Annotated in this window: 19 protein-coding genes; 8 read left to right on the forward strand and 11 right to left on the reverse strand. The window is 67.1% G+C overall.

The window, feature by feature from the left end; all coding sequences use genetic code 11:
• Window position 1: 1 nt before the first annotated feature.
• The 3 genes from ACWF4Z_RS02960 to ACWF4Z_RS02970 all read right to left on the reverse strand — a co-directional run bounded on the left by ACWF4Z_RS02960 (window position 2) and on the right by ACWF4Z_RS02970 (window position 2,788).
• The gene (locus tag ACWF4Z_RS02960) at window positions 2-754 is read right to left on the reverse strand and encodes a DinB family protein (protein ID WP_452241223.1); all 753 of its coding nucleotides are present in this window, start codon (window positions 752-754) and stop codon (window positions 2-4) included.
• Window positions 755-848: 94 nt separating this feature from the next.
• Window positions 849-1,838, reverse strand: coding sequence for a TolB family protein (locus ACWF4Z_RS02965; RefSeq protein WP_452241224.1), 990 nt, complete (start codon window positions 1,836-1,838; stop codon window positions 849-851).
• A 182-nt stretch (window positions 1,839-2,020) separates the two neighbouring features.
• Window positions 2,021-2,788, reverse strand: a complete 768-nt coding sequence (locus tag ACWF4Z_RS02970) for a maleate cis-trans isomerase family protein (protein ID WP_452241225.1) — start codon at window positions 2,786-2,788, stop codon at window positions 2,021-2,023.
• A 73-nt stretch (window positions 2,789-2,861) separates the two neighbouring features.
• Here ACWF4Z_RS02970 and ACWF4Z_RS02975 point away from each other — a divergent pair, with 73 nt between their 5' ends.
• From ACWF4Z_RS02975 to ACWF4Z_RS02985, 3 genes are all read left to right on the forward strand, one after another.
• Window positions 2,862-3,785 carry a LysR family transcriptional regulator gene (locus ACWF4Z_RS02975; RefSeq protein WP_452241226.1) on the forward strand — a complete coding sequence of 308 codons (924 nt, stop codon included), beginning with the start codon at window positions 2,862-2,864 and terminating at the stop codon, window positions 3,783-3,785.
• Window positions 3,770-4,930 carry a phosphotransferase family protein gene (locus ACWF4Z_RS02980; protein WP_452241227.1) on the forward strand — a complete coding sequence of 387 codons (1,161 nt, stop codon included), beginning with the start codon at window positions 3,770-3,772 and terminating at the stop codon, window positions 4,928-4,930. Before ACWF4Z_RS02975 ends, ACWF4Z_RS02980 begins: the two co-directional genes overlap by 16 nt.
• Before the next feature lie 570 nt (window positions 4,931-5,500).
• Entirely contained in the window at window positions 5,501-6,658 is a 1,158-nt protein-coding gene (locus ACWF4Z_RS02985) for an erythromycin esterase family protein (RefSeq protein ID WP_452241228.1), read from the forward strand.
• Here the strand turns inward: ACWF4Z_RS02985 and ACWF4Z_RS02990 are convergent.
• Window positions 6,642-7,679: a medium chain dehydrogenase/reductase family protein gene (locus ACWF4Z_RS02990; RefSeq protein WP_452241229.1), complete on the reverse strand. Its 1,038-nt coding sequence runs from the start codon at window positions 7,677-7,679 to the stop codon at window positions 6,642-6,644. The two genes, ACWF4Z_RS02985 and ACWF4Z_RS02990, sit on opposite strands and share 17 nt — an antisense overlap.
• Window positions 7,680-7,791: 112 nt before the next feature.
• Between ACWF4Z_RS02990 and ACWF4Z_RS02995 the strand changes: the two genes are divergently transcribed.
• Entirely contained in the window at window positions 7,792-8,424 is a 633-nt protein-coding gene (locus tag ACWF4Z_RS02995; RefSeq protein WP_452241230.1) for a TetR/AcrR family transcriptional regulator, read from the forward strand.
• A 59-nt stretch (window positions 8,425-8,483) separates the two neighbouring features.
• The gene (locus tag ACWF4Z_RS03000) at window positions 8,484-9,188 is read left to right on the forward strand and encodes a VOC family protein (protein ID WP_452241231.1); all 705 of its coding nucleotides are present in this window, start codon (window positions 8,484-8,486) and stop codon (window positions 9,186-9,188) included.
• Here ACWF4Z_RS03000 and ACWF4Z_RS03005 read toward each other — a convergent pair.
• The 6 genes from ACWF4Z_RS03005 to ACWF4Z_RS03030 all read right to left on the reverse strand — a co-directional run bounded on the left by ACWF4Z_RS03005 (window position 9,178) and on the right by ACWF4Z_RS03030 (window position 14,402).
• Window positions 9,178-9,606, reverse strand: a complete 429-nt coding sequence (locus ACWF4Z_RS03005; protein WP_452241232.1) for an NUDIX hydrolase — start codon at window positions 9,604-9,606, stop codon at window positions 9,178-9,180. The genes ACWF4Z_RS03000 and ACWF4Z_RS03005 overlap by 11 nt on opposite strands.
• Before the next feature lie 26 nt (window positions 9,607-9,632).
• Complete coding sequence (locus ACWF4Z_RS03010) at window positions 9,633-10,613, reverse strand: endonuclease/exonuclease/phosphatase family protein (protein ID WP_452241233.1); 981 nt, start codon at window positions 10,611-10,613, stop codon at window positions 9,633-9,635.
• Window positions 10,614-10,691: 78 nt separating this feature from the next.
• Window positions 10,692-11,033 (reverse strand): VOC family protein, encoded by a 342-nt coding sequence (locus tag ACWF4Z_RS03015; RefSeq protein WP_452241234.1) that lies wholly within the window; start codon window positions 11,031-11,033, stop codon window positions 10,692-10,694.
• A gap of 132 nt (window positions 11,034-11,165) precedes the next feature.
• Complete coding sequence (locus ACWF4Z_RS03020; RefSeq protein ID WP_452241235.1) at window positions 11,166-13,538, reverse strand: ATP-binding cassette domain-containing protein; 2,373 nt, start codon at window positions 13,536-13,538, stop codon at window positions 11,166-11,168.
• The gene (locus ACWF4Z_RS03025) at window positions 13,538-13,948 is read right to left on the reverse strand and encodes a VOC family protein (protein ID WP_452241236.1); all 411 of its coding nucleotides are present in this window, start codon (window positions 13,946-13,948) and stop codon (window positions 13,538-13,540) included. The genes ACWF4Z_RS03020 and ACWF4Z_RS03025 overlap by 1 nt, the downstream gene beginning before the upstream one ends.
• Before the next feature lie 10 nt (window positions 13,949-13,958).
• Window positions 13,959-14,402: a helix-turn-helix transcriptional regulator gene (locus ACWF4Z_RS03030; protein ID WP_452241237.1), complete on the reverse strand. Its 444-nt coding sequence runs from the start codon at window positions 14,400-14,402 to the stop codon at window positions 13,959-13,961.
• 79 nt (window positions 14,403-14,481) lie between these two features.
• Here ACWF4Z_RS03030 and ACWF4Z_RS03035 point away from each other — a divergent pair, with 79 nt between their 5' ends.
• Genes ACWF4Z_RS03035 through ACWF4Z_RS03045 form a run of 3 tightly spaced genes read left to right on the forward strand, consistent with a single transcriptional unit; the run spans window position 14,482 to window position 16,128 of the window.
• On the forward strand, window positions 14,482-14,898 hold the full coding sequence (locus ACWF4Z_RS03035) for a VOC family protein (RefSeq protein ID WP_452241238.1): 417 nt from the start codon (window positions 14,482-14,484) through the stop codon (window positions 14,896-14,898).
• Window positions 14,895-15,686: an alpha/beta fold hydrolase gene (locus tag ACWF4Z_RS03040; RefSeq protein WP_452241239.1), complete on the forward strand. Its 792-nt coding sequence runs from the start codon at window positions 14,895-14,897 to the stop codon at window positions 15,684-15,686. The genes ACWF4Z_RS03035 and ACWF4Z_RS03040 overlap by 4 nt, the downstream gene beginning before the upstream one ends.
• On the forward strand, window positions 15,676-16,128 hold the full coding sequence (locus ACWF4Z_RS03045) for a GNAT family N-acetyltransferase (RefSeq protein WP_452241240.1): 453 nt from the start codon (window positions 15,676-15,678) through the stop codon (window positions 16,126-16,128). Before ACWF4Z_RS03040 ends, ACWF4Z_RS03045 begins: the two co-directional genes overlap by 11 nt.
• Here ACWF4Z_RS03045 and ACWF4Z_RS03050 read toward each other — a convergent pair.
• Window positions 16,125-16,934 (reverse strand): MerR family transcriptional regulator, encoded by an 810-nt coding sequence (locus ACWF4Z_RS03050; protein WP_452241241.1) that lies wholly within the window; start codon window positions 16,932-16,934, stop codon window positions 16,125-16,127. The two genes, ACWF4Z_RS03045 and ACWF4Z_RS03050, sit on opposite strands and share 4 nt — an antisense overlap.
• Window positions 16,935-16,995 lie beyond the last annotated feature (61 nt).

Consider the following 16,995-nt stretch of genomic DNA (forward strand, 5'->3'; position numbering starts at 1 on the left):
ATCAGACGCGGCCGGCTTCGACTGCGTCCAGGTCGCGTACGGCGTAGCGGTGGTGCTCCCATTCTTCTTCGAGGATGGTGTGCAGGCAGGACAGAACGCTCTCCGAATGGACCGGTGCCCACGGGTTGCCGCGTTGTTCGGCGAGCACCTCGGGAGTGACGGTGGCGAGGTAGTCGCGCACCATCGCCACCCGGTCGGCGCGCGCCGCGAGGACGTCGTCGTACGGCGGTGTGTCGTTGCTGAAGACGGATGGGTCGAAGCCGTCGGTGTAGTACTCGACGTTGGGCTGGCCGAGCGGGTGATAGGGGTGCTCGATCTGCAGCACCGCTCCGCGCAGCCACGTGTCGGTGGCCATCACGAGGTGCCGCAGGGTCTGGGAGAACGACCACTCGCCATCGACCTGTACGTCGACCGCGCCGGCCGGCATCGCGGCTGCACGGTCAAGGGTGGCTGCCCAGACTGTCTCGAGCGCGGCCCAGGCGGCCCGTAGTCCTTCGGGAGTGTCGGCTCGCCGTTGCCCGCGCCCGGGGAAGCGGCGGTCGAGCTCGGCGTCGACGTACGCGGTGACGTCGACGCCGTTGACCTTGAGGACACCGCCTTCGAGCAGCCAGGGAGCATCGAGGTCGGCCCCGTCGAGGTCGACGCCGCGCATGACCACGCCCGAGAGGTCGGTGCGGACGAACCGCGCCCCTCGCAGACAGGCATCCTCGAACGTCGCTCCTTGCAGATCATCAGTCTCGGTGAATGCGGTCATGCGCAGCACTGTGGCATGCCCCACCGACAAACCGCAGCCCCCAAATGTCCGCACCAGCCAATGCACGTGCCCGGCTACGCGACTTCCCTGAGCATCAGCGGGAGGCCGGCCCCCAGTCTGGGTAGCTGTCGTAGAGGGAGGTGTGGGTGACGCGGCGGACGTGGGTGCCGTTGCGGCGCATGGTGAGGACGTCTGCGTTCATCCCGCCGGTTTCGGGGAAGCGGCCGAAGGTGATCATGCGGCCGTCCGGTGAGTAGGAAGAGCCGAGGTACTGCACCGCGCCGCCGCTGGCGAAGGTGAGTTGGCGCAGGTCCTTTCCGTCGGGGCGGACCGTGTACAGATTGGCCGAGACGTTGGTGGGACCGTCGACGTTGGAGTGAAACAGGATCTGTCGCCCGTCCGGAGACCAGTCTGGGGTGTCTCCGGCCCGCAGCTCCCACGGCGTGATGCGCCGCTCGCGGTGGGTGGAGAGATCGACGACGAAGAGCGCGATGCCGTCGGCCGGCAAGGCGGTCCGGACGTTGCGCCGCTGGAACACGATCGCGCGTCCGTTCGGTGACCATTGCGGATCAGAGTCCTCGGCCAGCGACGGGCGCACCTTCTGAGTCACCTGACGGATATGGGAGCCATCGACGTTCATGACGAAGATGCCGACGTTCTCGATCGTGTCGTCGACGACAGGTCCGGATGCGCGGGTGAAGGCGATGTGCTTGCCATCGGGCGACCAGGCCGGGGTTCCGTTGCAGGAGCCGCCGGTGCCGCACGACTGACCAGCGGAGTTCCGCGTGAGTTGCTTGAGGTGGGTTCCGTCGGAGTTCACCACGAAGACCTCGTCGAAGCTGCAGTCCGGTCCGCAGTCGACACCTTCGCGTTCGAACGCGATCTGTCGGCCGTCCGGGGAGACGTCGGGGTTCCGATCGACGAAGCCCTGCGGCGGCCTGGTGATCTGCCGCTCCCCCGACCCGTCCGGGCGGATGGTGAAGACCGCACCCCAGGTCCGTTCCTCGTTCAGGAACCGGCGGAAGGCGATCCGACCGTTCGCACCCGCGAAGGTTGCGTCCGCAGGCAACGCCGGCAGCGTCACGCAGATCAAAACCAGAGCCAGTAGCCACAGCAGACCACGGGCTCCCGGACTCCGGCGCGGTGATGACTGAGAAGGTTGTCGATCGTTCGGGTGAATCATGAGCCCCCCTTGAGCTTTGGCGCGAGCGCCTCTCCAGCCAAGCCGACAACCCGCTCGGACACATCAGGGCCAGCACCATTCCCTCAACCAGGGCCAACCCGCACTCGCGCGCCGCCTGGTGAAGTCGGCGCGTCGCTGAGCAGCCTGCCGTACCCGTCGATGGCGATCGCTGCGCCGGAGCTGTCGAGGATGGATCGCAGCAGGACCTGGTTCGCCGCCAGGACGAGACGTCCGGTCGTGCTCTCCAAGGCTTGTACGGCGCCGGCCGCCTGGAAGCCGTTGCCGCCGATGATCACGGCCTCGGCGCGAGGACTAAGGTGGTCGGAGATCCAATCGACGACGGCGGCCGGCTCGATCCGGTCCGGGGCATTGGGAAGGTCCGCGATCAGAGCGTCGACAACCTCGAAGCCCTGGCTGCGAAAGTATTCGGCGCCGAGCTGGTTCAGCGAGGACCCGAACCAGGGCGGGTGAACGACGCAGACCCGCTCGACGTCGTACGCCCTCAACACCGAGACCGCCGACGCTGAGCTGGCGCACGCGGGCAAGCCCCATCGCTCAGACAGCCGCTGCACGAGGGCTGCTTCTTCGTCGTACCCTATGGCGTAGCCCGAGCTCGTCGATGCGAAGGCCAGTACGTCGAGCGCCGCGAGCGGCAACGTCGATACCGCCGCATCGAGGGCGGCCGGCGTGGTCTGCACCAGCAGGTCGGCTGTCGAGGTCGGCGGTTCACCTGAGGGGTTCCGCGTCCTTGAGATGTGGACGCGAACCTGCGTCCCGGCCATGTCTCGCAGCTCTGTGCGTGGACCGTCAACGGTGTGGGGTGTCAGGACGCCTACCGCGATGGGCTTCATAGCTTCGAGCCTGGCAGCGTGAGGCTTGCGGCATCAACGGCGATCTGCTCCACGCAGCGTGTAGCGTCGGTACATGATCCCCGAGGTCGAGTTGCGCGAACTGCGCCTCTTCCTGGTGCTGGCTGAGGAACTGCACTTCGGACGCACCGCCGAGCGACTCGGCCTGACGACCTCGCGGGTCTCCCAGACCTTGCGGGCTCTGGAGCGGAAGCTTGGCGGGGAACTACTCGTCCGCCGCACGAGTCGCGTGGTCAGTCTCACGGAGGCCGGGCGCACGGTGCAGACCGAGCTTGGCCCTGCGATTGCTCGGCTCGACCGAGTTCTGCGTACGGCGCAAGCTCGGAGCCAGGGCCCAGGTGTGGTGCGGGTGGGCGTGCTGAACGCCGGCTCGGGAGTGGACGTTTTGAGCCGAGCAATCGAACGGTACGAAGCGGTCTACGGGGGTGCCAAGGTAGAACTGACGACCACGCCGTTCGACGACCGGCTTGGTCCGTTGCGCCGCCGCGAGGTCGATCTGGTCGTGACGCGGCTCCCGCTCAACCAGTCCGACCTCGCAGTTGGTCCGGTGCTGAGTACCGACGAGCGCGTTGTCATGGTCAGCAGAATCCATCCGCTCGCTCGCCACACCGAGGTGACCACTGAGGACCTGGTCGGTCACGACGTACGGCGACCCCACGGCGTCCCGGCCGAGCTCGCCGAGGTGACCTGTCCGGCGAGGACACCATCGGGCCGACTCATCCGGTTCGTCGACGCACCTGTCAACGACAGCGCGGAGTTGCTCTATCTGCTGGCACGTGGCCAACTCATCCATCCGACCGTCGCGCCGTTCGCACAGCACGTCCAGCACCCCGACGTCGTCGCCATCCCACTCCGCGACCTGCCGCCGTCCACCTGCGCGCTGGCCGGTCTGAAAGCCAACCGCACCCCAGCCGCCGACGCATTCACCCAGATCGTCACAGAGGTAATCCAAGAGGGTCTGGCATGTACCACCCGTTGACGGACGATCGCCGTCGCGCCGTGCTGGACGGGCTTGCCTCCGTGTGTGGGCAGCGCCCCGAGGTTGTCGATGCGCGGCAAATTGGTCACGACTGGGCGCCCGTCACTCGGCTGGTGTTCGACCGGGACCTGGCTGGGTTGGGCGTCGATTCGCCGGAGGATCGAGCCCGGACGGTCATCGTCAAGACCAGGCGGGTCGATGGTGAAGGGCACGGCGGACCGGCGTACCTGCGGCGAGAGATCGCCGGCCTACGCACGGTCCCGAGCGGCGTGGCTGCCCGCGTGATCATGGCCGACGACCAAGCGGGCGTCGTCGTACAGGCAGACCTCGGGACGTGGCCGACCTTGGAGACCGTGCTGCTCGGCAACGACCGCGAACGCGCGGCAACCGCGATGGTGGATTTCGCACGGACCGTGGGACGGCTTCACGCGACCACTCTGGGCCGTCGCGCCGAGCACGACCTGGCTCTTGCGGAGTTCGGCTCCGCGGACGTCACCACCGGCGCCGAAGCCGCGACTGGAGGCAGCAGCCGATGGCACCTCGTCGAACAGGCCTGCGACGAGCTGGGATTCCCCAACGCCCGCGGCACGCGAGCCGATATCGCCTTCGTCCGCTCGCAACTGGACGAACCAGGCCAGTACGGCGCGCTCGTGCACAACGATCTGAATCCGACGAACATCCTGGTCACTGACCGAGGCGCCCGACTTGTCGACTTCGAGGGCTCTGGTTTCGGGCATATCGGATTCGACGCGTCGTTCCTGCACTATCCCTTTCCGCACTACAGCGCTCACTGGTCCGTCCTTCCAGAACCCATCACGGTCGCCGCAGATCACGCGTACCGCGGCACGCTCGGCTTGCCTGGACACGATCAAATGCTCGCGATTGGAGCGGCGGCGGCGCTTACCGGCAGGGTGACTCGCCTGCCGCAGATCGCCGGCACCGACCAGACTCCCCACGACAGTTGGCGCCGACGCGCCCAACTCGTCCAACAGATCGGCGTGTTCACCACCCTGACGGACCGCGCCGCCGTTCTCCCGGACTTGTCGCACTGGTTTCGCGAACTGTCCGACGCCATGACGCAGCGCTGGCCCGACGCCACAAATCCCCCACCGAACCTCTACCCCGCCTTCGCTAAAGACGGCTGATGCCGTCACAGGTGAGCTGACGATTCACCCGCGGGTTTGGTTCGCCAGAGAGCTGGGGCGGTGATGGCCTTGACGACGTTCAGGTGGTGGCGGACGGCGGCCGAGGCCTGGTGGTATATCGGGTCGAGTACGGCGGAGAGCGCGGCGCCCACCGGGAGGTGCGTTGGACCATGGAATCGATGCCATTGCTTCGGCCTGGTTGATGTTGCCTCTGGCAAGGTGTTTGGCTGCGAGAGGCACCATGGCGAGGGCGAATATGTGGGGATCCGGTGCGGGGCCTGGAGCGCCTCGGCCGATGAGGTTGAGGGTGTCGGACAGGTCGAGGTCGCCGGGGGTGCCGGTGCCGGCGATGAGGTGGGCTTCGCGTGGGATGGGTGCTGTGGGCGGCCACCAGTACCAGTCGACCCACAGTGGGAGCGCGCGAACGTCGTACATCGCACCCACGTAACCGCCGCCCGCCGGCCGGCCGGCCGCGCGAGATTCCACTACGAATTGAGGGTTCTCGTTACACCTGAGCAATCAGAGCACGACAAAGCTTACAGTGAGAACTTCAACGATATCGTTTAAGGCATGGATATCGAGGAGAGTGCGCGCCCAGTTGATGGTCCGGCCGTGTCCGACTTTCTCCGATCGCGAGGCACCCAGCCTGTGTTGCTCGGGCTGGGTGAGGCCAGGCATTTTGTGGGCGAACTAGGCGACCTGCGGAACGACGTCTTTCGGCACCTGGTCGAGAACGAGGGCTACCGGTCGTTCGCCCTCGAGAGTGACTGTCTCAAGGGACTCATCGTCGATGAGTACGTCGCTACCGGCGTCGGCACGCTGGACGAGGTGATGGAGCGTGGGTTCAGCCACCGGTTCGGGACGAGTCCGGCCAATCGCGAGCTCGTGCGGTGGATGCGCGCGTACAACGAGGAACACGAGGACAAGCTCCGGTTCTTCGGATTCGACGGCCCGTTGGAGTACTGGGCCGAGAGCCCGCGCGAGGCACTGACCTCTCTGATCGAACTCCTCGACGGCCCGCTCCCCTGCACCCCGGAAGAGCTCGACACCCTGCTCGGCCCAGACGACCGCTGGTCGAACGAGGCCACAGTAATGGACCCGACTCAGTCGATCGGTCAATCCGCCGACGCCCAGCAACTGCGGCTGATCGCCGACGACCTGGTGACGCTGCTCGAGATCCAGGCGCCGCGGCTGAGTGCAAAGGACAGAGAACGCGCGGAGCTGTACGGGCGTACAGCCGTTGGCCTCCTGCGCTACCAGCGTTGGCTGGCCGACACATCACCGGCCCGGATCGGCCGCCTGTCAGGTATCCGCGACGCGATCATGGCTGCCAACGTGCGGGCCATCGCCGATCAGGGTCCCGCGCTGGTGTTCTGCCACAACCTCCATCTGCAGCGGGCGAAGAGCGTCATGCAGTTCGGCGAGCAAGAGCTGGAGTGGTGGAGCGCGGGCGCGATCATCGCTGCGCACCTCGGCGATCGTTACGCCTGCCTCGCGTCAGACTTCGGTACGGTCGCCGACGACATCCCAGCCGCGGACACACTCGAAGGCGTCCTCTCAACACTCCCCTGGGACCGAGCGCTCGTGGACACCGGCGCTCTGCCTAAGGTGACCACGCGGAAGTCGAACGACTACGCGTACGTCCCGCTGGATCCAGCCAACCTCGACGCGTTCGACGGCATCGTCTTCCTCAAGCAAGTAAGCGCCCTCTCTACCGGTCAGGAATGATGATGACCTTGCCCGCGACCGTGCGGGACTCGGCGAGCGCCAGGGCTGAGCGGGTGTCGGACAGCGGGAACTCGGCCGCGATCTGAGGGCGCAGTACGCCGTCAGCCACCAGTTGCAGCACCTGGGTGAGGTCTTCGCGGAGCCGGGCGCGGAACGTGTTCAGCCGGCGGTTTCCCGCCCAGAAGTTGTAGAAGAGCGCGCTCTTGCCGTTCGGCAGATAGTTCCACAACGCCAGCCGCCCGATCACCTTGAGGATCGGCAGCTGCGACGAACCCTCGGTGTCCTTCAGCGCCGCCGTACCGTACGACACCAGCGTCCCGCCGCGGCGCAGCAGCCGCCACGACTCCACGAGGCCGGCGCCGGCCACGTGATCGAACACCGCGTCCACGCCGTCCGGTGCGATCTCCCGGATCCGCTGATACAGCTCCGGGTCGCGGTAGTCGACCGGAATCGCACCCAACGCACGCAGCGCATCGTGATGACGTTCCGCCGCCGTACCGATCACCGTGATCCCGGCGTGCCTGGCCAGTTGCACGAGTGTGGATCCGACTCCGCCGTTCGCGCCCAGTACGACGATCGTGCCGCCGCGCTCCACCTTGGTCTTGCGGAACAGCATCTGCCAGGCAGTGACGCCGTTGACCACCACAGTCTCCGCGGCCGCTGCGGAGACACCATCCGGTACGGCGACGAGATCGGCCGCGTCGAGTGTCAGTGCGCTGGCCCAACCGCCGATCTTGGTGACCGCCGCGAACCGGCGTCCGATCATCGCGGGGTCTACGCCGGCGCCGACCGTGGTGACCGTGCCGACGACGTCGTACCCAGGCACGAACGGGAACGGCGGCTGGTTGAAGTACTTGCCGAGCCGCATCTGCTGCTCGGCGAACGAGACGCCGGTCGCGTCCATGCTCAGCGTGACCTGGGCCGCGGCCGGCGCCGGGAGCTCGCGAGTACGGAACTGCAGGCCTTCGGCCGCGACCTTCCCCGGCAGTACGACCTCGGTGGTGCTGATGGTGGTGTTCATGGTCCGCCTCACTCCGACGATGTTGTTGAGCTAACGCCTGTAAGCATACGGACGTAACATGACCGGATGCAAGAGCTAACACCCGTAAGTTTCCTGCCGTATGCTTACGGTCATGTCCACCAAGAGTGAACCGCCGCGCGCCCGCAACCCGCGGGGAGAAGGCGCCCGGCTGCGGGACGAGATCGTGGCGGCCGCGGCCGAGCTGCTCGACGAGACCGGTGATCCGGGCGCCATCACCCTGCGCTCGGTCGCCCGCCGGCTCGGCATCGCCGCACCGTCGATCTACCGCCACTTCCCCGATCAGCCCGCGATCATGCTGGCCGTCCTGACCAACGCGTACGACGAACTCGCCGCCGTACTGCGGTCCGCGGCGGACGCCGCAACCGGCCCGCGGGACCGGCTACTCGCGATCTGCACCGCTTACCTGGAGTACGCGCCGGCCCATTCAGGCCGCTACCGGATCATGTTCGGCGGAGTCTGGGTGCCGGATCTGGGGTCGAGTTCGTTGACGCAGGACGACATGTCCGCGCTCGGACAGGAGTGCGTGCAGCTGATCGCCGACGCATTCGCCGCGTGTGTGGACACCGGCGTTGCCACGAGCAACGATCCCGCGGCTGATGCGGTCGCGTTGTGGCTCGGTCTGCACGGGTTGGCCCATCAGCGGCTGTCTGCTCCGTCGTTCCCCTGGCCACCCGACATCGCGGACCGTCTGATCACGAGCCTCGCCCACTTCAGCGGTAGGTAATTGCGTTGCGGGGTGATCGGCGCGCGCCCTAGCGTGACAGTCCTCAGACTGGAGGGCTGATGACTTCTCAACCCCAGACGCTGTCGTTCGGTGCACACGATCCTGAGCGACTCGCACGGTTCTGGTCCGGCGTCTTCGGCTGGGAGACGCGCGACGGCGTCGTACTGGTCCCGAACGACGACACGGGTTTCGAGCTGCGCTTTGTCGCCAATCACGAGCCGAAGACCCGTCCGAACCAGATGCACTTCGATCTCACCAGCTCGTCACTCGAGGACCAGCAGAAGACGGTGGCACGAGTGCTCGAGCTCGGCGGCCGGCACCTCGACATCGGTCAGGGTCCGGACGCGGATCACGTCGTACTCGCTGATCCCGAGGGCAACGAGTTCTGCGTGATCGAGCCGTGGAACAACTTCCTGTCCGAGTGCGGGTTCTTCGGCTGCCTGGTGGGCGATGGTTCGCAGCAGGTCGGGTACTTCTGGAGCGAGGCGCTGGGCTGGCCGCTGGTGTGGGATCAGGATGAGGAGACCGCGGTCCGGTCGACGCAGGGCGGACCGATCATCAGCTGGGGCGGTCCGCCGGTCGGGCCCAAGGTCGGCCCGAACCGGTTGTACTTCGACCTCACGCCGGTCGATGGTGACGTCCAGGCCGAGGTTGACCGGCTCGTCTCGCTCGGCGCCACGCGCACATCCGAGGACTCGGCCGGGCGCGTGGCGATGACCGATCCTGACGGCAACGAGTTCTGCCTGGTGCCCGCTAGAGGTTGAGCGCGACGTCGATGATGTCGGCGCGCGACGGCTGCGATTTCACCTCGGCGAGCGGGATCCATCGCGCGAACTCCGTCGTACCGCCAACCTCCGTGGTCCCGAGCGTCCCGCCGGTCACCGTCGCCGCGAAGATGATCCGGACCGATTTGTACGGGCGCGGGCCGGCCTCCGGACCCTGGACAGTGAAGCTGTGTACGGCGATCAATTCCCCGAGGTCGACCGTATAACCGGTCTCCTCGAAGACCTCCCGCACCACCGCTTCCTGCACAGTCTCCTCGAACTCAACCCCACCCCCCGGCAACGACCACCCCGCCGTCGACCGGTCATTCCCCACAAACCAGGTCAACAACACCCGCTCTTCTTCATCAACAATCCGCGCATACCCCGCCACCCGCGTGTCGTACTCCCTGAAATGCACCCACCCGACGCTACTGGATCTGAGGGTTACTGGGCGCAGGGGCCGATGGTGGTGCGGATGCCGTGGTGGTCTGAGGCTGGGACGGGGTAGTGGGTGGCGTTGTCGGAGCACCAGCCGGGTGTGACGAAGATGTGGTCGATGCGGACGAAGAGGGCCGACCATCTGCCGATCTGGGAGGGGCTGCCCCAGGTGTCGAGCATTGCGTCGTGGAGGCGGTTGGTGAGGACGCGGTAGTCGCGCCCGCGGTCGGTTGTGTTGAGGTCGCCGGCGACGACGACCGGGCGGTCGGAGCGGGCGACCCGGGCCGCGATCTGCTCGATCAGCCGGTGATGTCCGGCGACGGTCGTCTCGTAACTGTTCCCGTTGTCCATCTTCGATCGGTACGTCGACTCGCCTGACGTCCACCACGGACGCGGCACGTGCGCGGCGATCAGATCGAACTCCCCCGACGGCGCCTGCACCCGCAGTACGAACCCGGGCAGATCCGGTCCGGGCTTCTCGATCACCGTCATCGGCCACCGGCTGAAGACGCCCACCGATGGCCCGTTCCAATCCGACACCTGCACCGGATACGACTCGGACAGGCGCGCGGTCAGCGGCTGACCGATCTCGGAGACCACAAGTACGTCGGCGTTCAGCGCCAACAGGTTGTCCGCAGCGTCCAGCTCGCCGGAACCGATGTTCGCCGCCGCGATCCGGACCGCCCGCGTCTGGTCGACCGTGCCCGACCCGTGCGGTATCCACGGCGCGACGGTCCCCACGACCCCGACCAGCAACGCGGACACCGCAAACAGAACGGCCGCCCGATGTCGCCGCCCGAAGAAGCCAACGACCAGGAAGGTGATCACCGCGAGAGCCGGCAGCAGAATCGCCAGTACGTCGGTCACCACGCCAAGCCGGTCGCGCACCAGGAACCATGCCCAAGGCAACAACCCGGCCACTGCCGTCACGCCGTACCGCCGCACGCGCGACGCGCCGGCCCCCACCCGCACTTCGGTCCCCACCACCCATCCAGGTTATGTCCACCCGGCAAGGAACGGGTACCCCGCAAGGGGAGGCGAGACCGCCTCCCCCATCACTGAGCGTTACGAATCCTGGATCAGCCCGAGCACGTTGCCATCCAGATCGGTGAACGTCGCCACCAGTCGTCCCCCGCCGACATCGCGCGGCGACTGCTTGACCGTACCGCCCGCCTCGGTGACCTCGGCCAGTTTCGCCTCGATGTCGGCGACGTGCCAGTGCGCGACCGGCGAGGTCAGGCCGGAGTTCGGAACCAGTCCGATTTGCTGGCCTTCCGCCTCGAAACCGACGTAGTACGGCGAGTCCGTGGTCGGCTCCATGCCGAGGAGAGCGACGTACACGGCCTTGGCCTTGTCGAGGTCGGTCACCGGGTGCAGAACGGTCTTGATGCCTAGCGTGGAAGTCATCGCACTACTCCAAACTGATGGGCCGAATTGCTTACTGATAGTCACACTATTCGGCCCGACACCCCGTCTGCTTCTCGATTCCTGACCGCTTCGAAGCCCAACCTGAGCAGACCTCGAAGCGTCCCGACCGCATCAGCCGACGTACTCGGCGAGGTGCTTGCCGGTCAGCGTTTTCGGCTTGGCGATCAACGCCGCCGGGGTTCCTTCGAAGACGATCGTGCCGCCGTCGTGGCCGGCGCCGGGGCCGAGGTCGATGATCCAGTCGGCGTGCGCCATCACAGCCTGGTGGTGCTCGATCACGATCACCGACTTGCCGCCGTCGACAAGGCGGTCCAGCAACCCGAGCAGCTGCTCGACGTCGGCCAGATGGAGTCCGGTGGTGGGCTCGTCGAGGACGTATATCCCGCCGGTCTCCCCCATGTGCGTCGCCAGCTTGAGCCGCTGCCGCTCGCCGCCGGACAGCGTGGTGAGCGGCTGACCGAGGCTCAGGTACCCGAGCCCGACGTCGGCCAGGCGTTCGAGGATCTTGTGGGCGGCCGGCGTACGAGCGTCACCCTCGCCGAAGAACTCGACCGCCTCGGCCACCGGCATCGCGAGCACCTCGGCGATGTTCTTCCCGCCGAACGTGTACTCCAGCACCGCCGCCTGGAACCGCTTCCCCTCGCACTCCTCACACGGCGACTCGACCGTCGCCATCACGCCGAGGTCGGTGTAGATCACGCCGGCACCGTTGCAGGCCGGGCACGCGCCCTCGGAGTTCGCGCTGAACAGCGCAGGCTTCACCCCGTTCGCCTTCGCGAACGCCTTCCGGATCGGTTCGAGGAGCCCGGTGTACGTCGCCGGGTTGCTCCGACGTGACCCACGGATCGCGCCCTGGCCGATCGACACGACACCCTCGCGGTCCTCGATCGACCCCCGCACCAGCGAGCTCTTGCCCGACCCGGCCACGCCGGTCAGAACGACCAGGACACCGAGCGGTACGTCGACATCGACGTTCCGCAGGTTGTTCGTCGAGGCGCCGCGGACCTCCAGCGCGCCGGACGGTTCGCGCACGGTCGGCTTGACCGCGGTCCGGTCGCCGAGGTGCCGCCCGGTCAGGGTCCCGCTGGTGCGCAGCTTGTCGACCGTCCCCTCGAAGACGACCTCGCCTCCGCCCGATCCCGCGCCAGGACCGAGGTCGACGACGTGATCCCCGATCGCGATCGTCTCCGGCTTATGCTCCACCACGAGAACTGTGTTGCCCTTGTCCCGCAGTTGCAGCAGCAGGTCGTTCATCCGCTGGATGTCGTGCGGGTGCAGGCCGATCGTCGGCTCGTCGAAGACGTAGGTCACGTCGGTGAGCGACGAGCCGAGGTGGCGGATCATCTTGGTCCGCTGCGCTTCGCCGCCGGACAACGTGCCGGCCGGGCGCTCGAGTGACAGATACCCGAGGCCGATGTCGACGAACGCATCGAGCGCATCGCCGAGCGCGTTCACCAGCGGCGCGACCGAAGGCTCCTTCAGCCCGCGCACCCACGCGGCCAGGTCGCTGATCTGCATCGAGCACAGGTCCGCGATGTTCTTGCCCTTGATCTTCGACCTGAGCGCGTCCTGGCTCAGCCGCGTCCCGCCGCAGTCGGGACAGACCGTGAACGTGATCGCGCGCTCCACGAACGCGCGGATGTGCGGCTGCATCGCCTCGACGTCCTTGGACAGGAACGACCGCTGAATCGCAGGGATCAGCCCGCTGTAGGTGAGGTTGATGCCCTCGACCTTGATCTTCGTCGGCTCCCGGTGCAGCAGGTCGTGCAGTTCCTTCTTGGTGTACTTCTTGATCGGCTTGTCCGGGTTGAAGTACCCGGAACCGCGGAAGATCCGTCCGTACCAGCCCTCCATGCTGTAGCCGGGGATCGTCAGCGCACCCTCGTTGAGCGACTTGTTCTCGTCGTACAGGGCGGTCAGGTCGAAATCGGTGACCGAGCCCATGCCCTCGCAGCGCGGGCACATACCGCCCGCGTAGACGGCCTCGCGCACGACCTTCCGCTCGCCGGCGCCCTTGTCGGCGGTCATCGAGCCGGTCGCGACGCGCCGGGGGACGTTGAACGAGTACGCCGTCGGCGGGCCGATGTGCGGTGTCGCGATCCGGCTGAACAGGATCCGCAGCATCGCGTTCGCGTCGGTCGCGGTGCCGACGGTGGAGCGCGGGTTCGAGCCCATCCGCTCCTGGTCGACGAGGATCGCGGTGGTGAGACCGTCCAGTACGTCGACCTCCGGGCGGGCCAGCGACGGCATGAAGCCCTGCACGAACGCGCTGTACGTCTCGTTGATCAGCCGCTGCGACTCGGCCGCGATCGTGCCGAAGACCAAGGAGCTCTTACCGGAGCCCGACACCCCGGTGAAGACCGTCAGCCGGCGCTTCGGGATCTCGACGCTGACGTCCTTCAGGTTGTTCACCCGGGCGCCGGTCACGCGGATCAGATCGTGGCTGTCGGCAACATGCTCGGTCGACTGCTGGCTCTTACTCATCAGGCGACCTGATTGATCCGGATGTGGTTCCCGGACGGATCACGGAAGGCACAGTCGCGCACGCCGTACGGCTGATCGGTCGGCTCCTGGATGACCTCGGCGTCGGTGGCCTGCAACCGCTCGAACAAGCCGTCGATGTCCTTGGTCGCCAGCACGATGGTGGCGAAGGTGCCCTTGGCCATCATCTCGGCGATGGTACGGCGCTCGTCCTCGGTGATCCCCGGGTCGGCACCGGGCGGGTACAGCACGATCGACGTGTCGGTCTGGTCCGGCGGACCCACGGTGATCCAGCGCATTCCGCCGTACCCGACGTCGCCTCTGACCTCGAAGCCGAGGATGTCGCGGTAGAACGCCAGGGCGGCCTCGGGGTCGCTCTGCGGCAGGAAGCTCGAATGAATGGTGATATCCATGGGCGTCACGCTACGTGCTGGTCGTCGGGGATGCTTCTCGATTCCTGACCGGTCGCGTGACCTGTTTCGCCACGCACGACGGGATGCCGAGGGTCGACTCGGCCGCGCGCTCCTTGTAGACGCTCGGCGGCATCCCGACCAGCTCGGCGAACCGGGTGCTGAACGTGCCGAGCGACTGGCACCCGACCGCGAAACACACGTCGGTCACGCTCTGGTCCCCGATCCGCAGCAGCGACATCGCCCGCTCGATCCGGCGGGTCATCAGATACCCGTACGGCGACTCTCCGTAGGCGCGCTTGAACTCACGGCTCAAATGCCCCGACGACATGTGCGCACCACGCGCCAGCGCGTCGACGTCCAACGGCTGCGCGTACTCCCGGTCGATCCGGTCCTTCACCCGCCGCAACCGCGCGAGGTCCCCCAGCCGCTGCTCGTCCGTCGCAGTACCCCTCATCCCAGAATCGTGCCATGCCACCGCAAGGTCGTCATAGAGCTAGTTTGTTCCGGGTAGACGGCTGACGGGAGGGATGGGAATGGCGACGTATCCGCGGCTGATGCATACCGCGCTGGACACCACGGACGCGCGAGGGTTGGCTGAGTTCTATCGAGTGCTGCTCGGGTTGCGATATCGCGACGGTGACGAACCGCCGGCCGAAGGAGTCGATGACGCCGACTGGCTGGTCCTGGTGGACGACGACGGGAACCGGCAGCTCGCGATTCAGCAGGTCGAGGTGCTGCCCGCGTCGACGTGGCCGGACGACGGCGTACCGAAGCAGATGCATCTCGACTACGCCGTACCGTCTGTCGAGGACCTGCATCGGCACCGGCAGCGTGCCGAGGAGCTCGGCGCGCGGTTGCTGTTCGATCGGACGTCCGAGGATTCTGAACCGCTCTATGTACTGGCCGACCCGGCCGGGCATCCGTTCTGTCTCTTGGTGGGGGTTGTGTGAGCAAGCAAACCGGGTACGCCGACGTCAACGGCCTGAAGATGTACTACGAGATCCACGGCGCGGGCGGTACGCCGCTGGTGCTGCTGCACGGCGGGTTGTTCAACATCGACCTGCAGTTCGGTCCGTTGCTGGCGGGGCTGTCGGAGAATCGGCAGGTCATCGCGACCGACTTCCAGGGACACGGGTACACCAACGATGTCGACCGCCCCCTGAGCACAGACGGCCTGGTGTCGGATGTGATCGGGTTGCTGACGGAGCTCGACGTACCGCAGGTGGATCTGTTCGGGTTCAGCATCGGGGGCGCGGTCGCGCTGCAGCTGGCGATCAAGCATCCGGAGCTGGTCCGCAAGGCGGTCATCTCGTCGGTGTCCTTCTCGCCCGACGGGCAACACGGCGGGAACGAGGAGGCGATGGGCGACATGAAGGTGGAGATGATCGCCGGTACGCCGATGGAGGCCGAATACCTCGCGAAGTCGCCGCACCCCGACCTGGATCACCTGCAGACCCTGCTCACCAAGCTGAGCGGCTACGAAGCCGGTCCGGGCTGGTCCGAGGACGACATCCGCGGGATCGCGGCACCTACGCTGCTCACCTTCGGCGACTGCGACGCGGTCAAGCTCTCCCACGCCGTCCGCTTCCTCCAACTCCGCGGTGGCGACGTGAACGGCGACTTCACCGGCGTCCCCGCCTCCCAACTGGCCATCTTCCCCGGCACCACCCACTTCAACGGCCTGTCCCGGACCAACCTCGTCCACGACGTAGTCACAACCTTCCTCGATGCCTCATAGCGTCCGCGAGGCCGAGGCCGGTGACTTCGAGGCGATCCTGGGCCTCTACGGACAGCTCCACCCGAAGGACCCGGTCGTGCCGGCCGACCGCTCCCGGCTCGTGTTCGACGAGATCCTGCGTACGCCGGGCTTGCGCCTGCTCGTCCTCGATGTCGACGGGATGGTGCGGGCGACGACGTACCTCAACCTGATCCCGAACCTCACTCGCGGTGTTTCGCCGTACGCCGTGATCGAGAACGTCGTCGTGGACGCGTCGTACCGCGGCCGCGGGCTGGGCCAGGAGATCATGGCCGGCACGCTCGCGGCGGCCTGGGACGCGGGCTGCTACAAGGTCATGCTGATGACCGGCTCGCGGACGCCGGCGACGCATGCATTCTACCGGCGGTGTGGCTTCTCCCCCGACGAGAAGACGGGCTACGTCGCCCGGCCGCCGGACGGCTAGGTGGTGAGGCGGAAGACCGGCCAGGCTATTTCGGTCTGCCAGGCGGTTGGGTCTTGGGTGTCGCGGGGACCGGTGGTGTAGGTCTCCTGGACTGGGCCGGCGACGGTGAGGGTGTGGTTGACGACCCAGGTGGCCAGGCGGCCGTAGGTGATGTCGATGTCGTCGTGGGGGCCGATGTGGATGGTTGCGGCGAGGTCGGTGGCGGGGAGTTCGACGGGGCGGACCCGGCCGAGGGACGGTGGGACGGCGACCGGCCGGTAGACGACGAGCGTGCCTCGGCCTTCGGTGAAGACGGCGTTGTCGTAGTGACCGCCGGGCGGGCCGAGCCGCTTGTCGGGAGGTACGGCGGAGTCGAGCTCCGCCATCGCTCCGTCGTACCAGTGGAGCACGTCGGCCCGGTCGACCACGTCGGTGATCGCGGCAACCACCCGGGCCGGCTCCGAGCGCAGCTCGACGACGAGATCACCGGGATCCGGCCGGAGCAACTGCTGCAAAGCCGTCACCGCGGACCGCGTCCGGTCGAGTGAAGCCTGCAGTCGGTCCAGGTGGTTGGCGATGAGGTCGGCCCGGGCTTGCGGATCGTCCGTCGCGAGGATCTTGCCGACATCAGCAAGCGGTACGTCGAGCTCCCGCAGCCGGTGGATCACCTGCGCCGACGGGATCTGTCCGGCGGTGTAATACCGGTACCCGCTCACCGCATCCACCGACGCCGGCTCCAGCAGTCCGCTGTCGTGATACCGCCGCAGCGTCCGCACGCTCAGCTGTGTCGCTTGCGCGAACTCGCCGATCGTCAATCCTCGACTCACCCCGCCACCCTGCACCCTCTCCCCGGGAGAGAGTCAACTCCTTGACCCTCCCGCACCGAGA

Source organism: Kribbella sp. NPDC055071 (genome assembly GCF_053608045.1).

Bases quoted from the DNA above. Each gene is read 5' to 3' on its own strand.
- ACWF4Z_RS02990 (WP_452241229.1), bottom strand. From the start codon at position 7,679: ATGAACACCACCATCAGCACCACCGAGGTCGTACTGCCGGGGAAGGTC.
- ACWF4Z_RS03030 (WP_452241237.1), bottom strand. From the start codon at position 14,402: ATGAGGGGTACTGCGACGGACGAGCAGCGGCTGGGGGACCTCGCGCGG.
- ACWF4Z_RS02960 (WP_452241223.1), bottom strand. From the start codon at position 754: ATGACCGCATTCACCGAGACTGATGATCTGCAAGGAGCGACGTTCGAG.
- ACWF4Z_RS03020 (WP_452241235.1), bottom strand. From the start codon at position 13,538: ATGAGTAAGAGCCAGCAGTCGACCGAGCATGTTGCCGACAGCCACGAT.
- ACWF4Z_RS02995 (WP_452241230.1), top strand. From the start codon at position 7,792: ATGTCCACCAAGAGTGAACCGCCGCGCGCCCGCAACCCGCGGGGAGAA.
- ACWF4Z_RS02985 (WP_452241228.1), top strand. From the start codon at position 5,501: ATGGATATCGAGGAGAGTGCGCGCCCAGTTGATGGTCCGGCCGTGTCC.
- ACWF4Z_RS02975 (WP_452241226.1), top strand. From the start codon at position 2,862: ATGATCCCCGAGGTCGAGTTGCGCGAACTGCGCCTCTTCCTGGTGCTG.
- ACWF4Z_RS02970 (WP_452241225.1), bottom strand. From the start codon at position 2,788: ATGAAGCCCATCGCGGTAGGCGTCCTGACACCCCACACCGTTGACGGT.
- ACWF4Z_RS03015 (WP_452241234.1), bottom strand. From the start codon at position 11,033: ATGACTTCCACGCTAGGCATCAAGACCGTTCTGCACCCGGTGACCGAC.
- ACWF4Z_RS03025 (WP_452241236.1), bottom strand. From the start codon at position 13,948: ATGGATATCACCATTCATTCGAGCTTCCTGCCGCAGAGCGACCCCGAG.
- ACWF4Z_RS02980 (WP_452241227.1), top strand. From the start codon at position 3,770: ATGTACCACCCGTTGACGGACGATCGCCGTCGCGCCGTGCTGGACGGG.
- ACWF4Z_RS03035 (WP_452241238.1), top strand. From the start codon at position 14,482: ATGGCGACGTATCCGCGGCTGATGCATACCGCGCTGGACACCACGGAC.
- ACWF4Z_RS03000 (WP_452241231.1), top strand. From the start codon at position 8,484: ATGACTTCTCAACCCCAGACGCTGTCGTTCGGTGCACACGATCCTGAG.
- ACWF4Z_RS03045 (WP_452241240.1), top strand. From the start codon at position 15,676: ATGCCTCATAGCGTCCGCGAGGCCGAGGCCGGTGACTTCGAGGCGATC.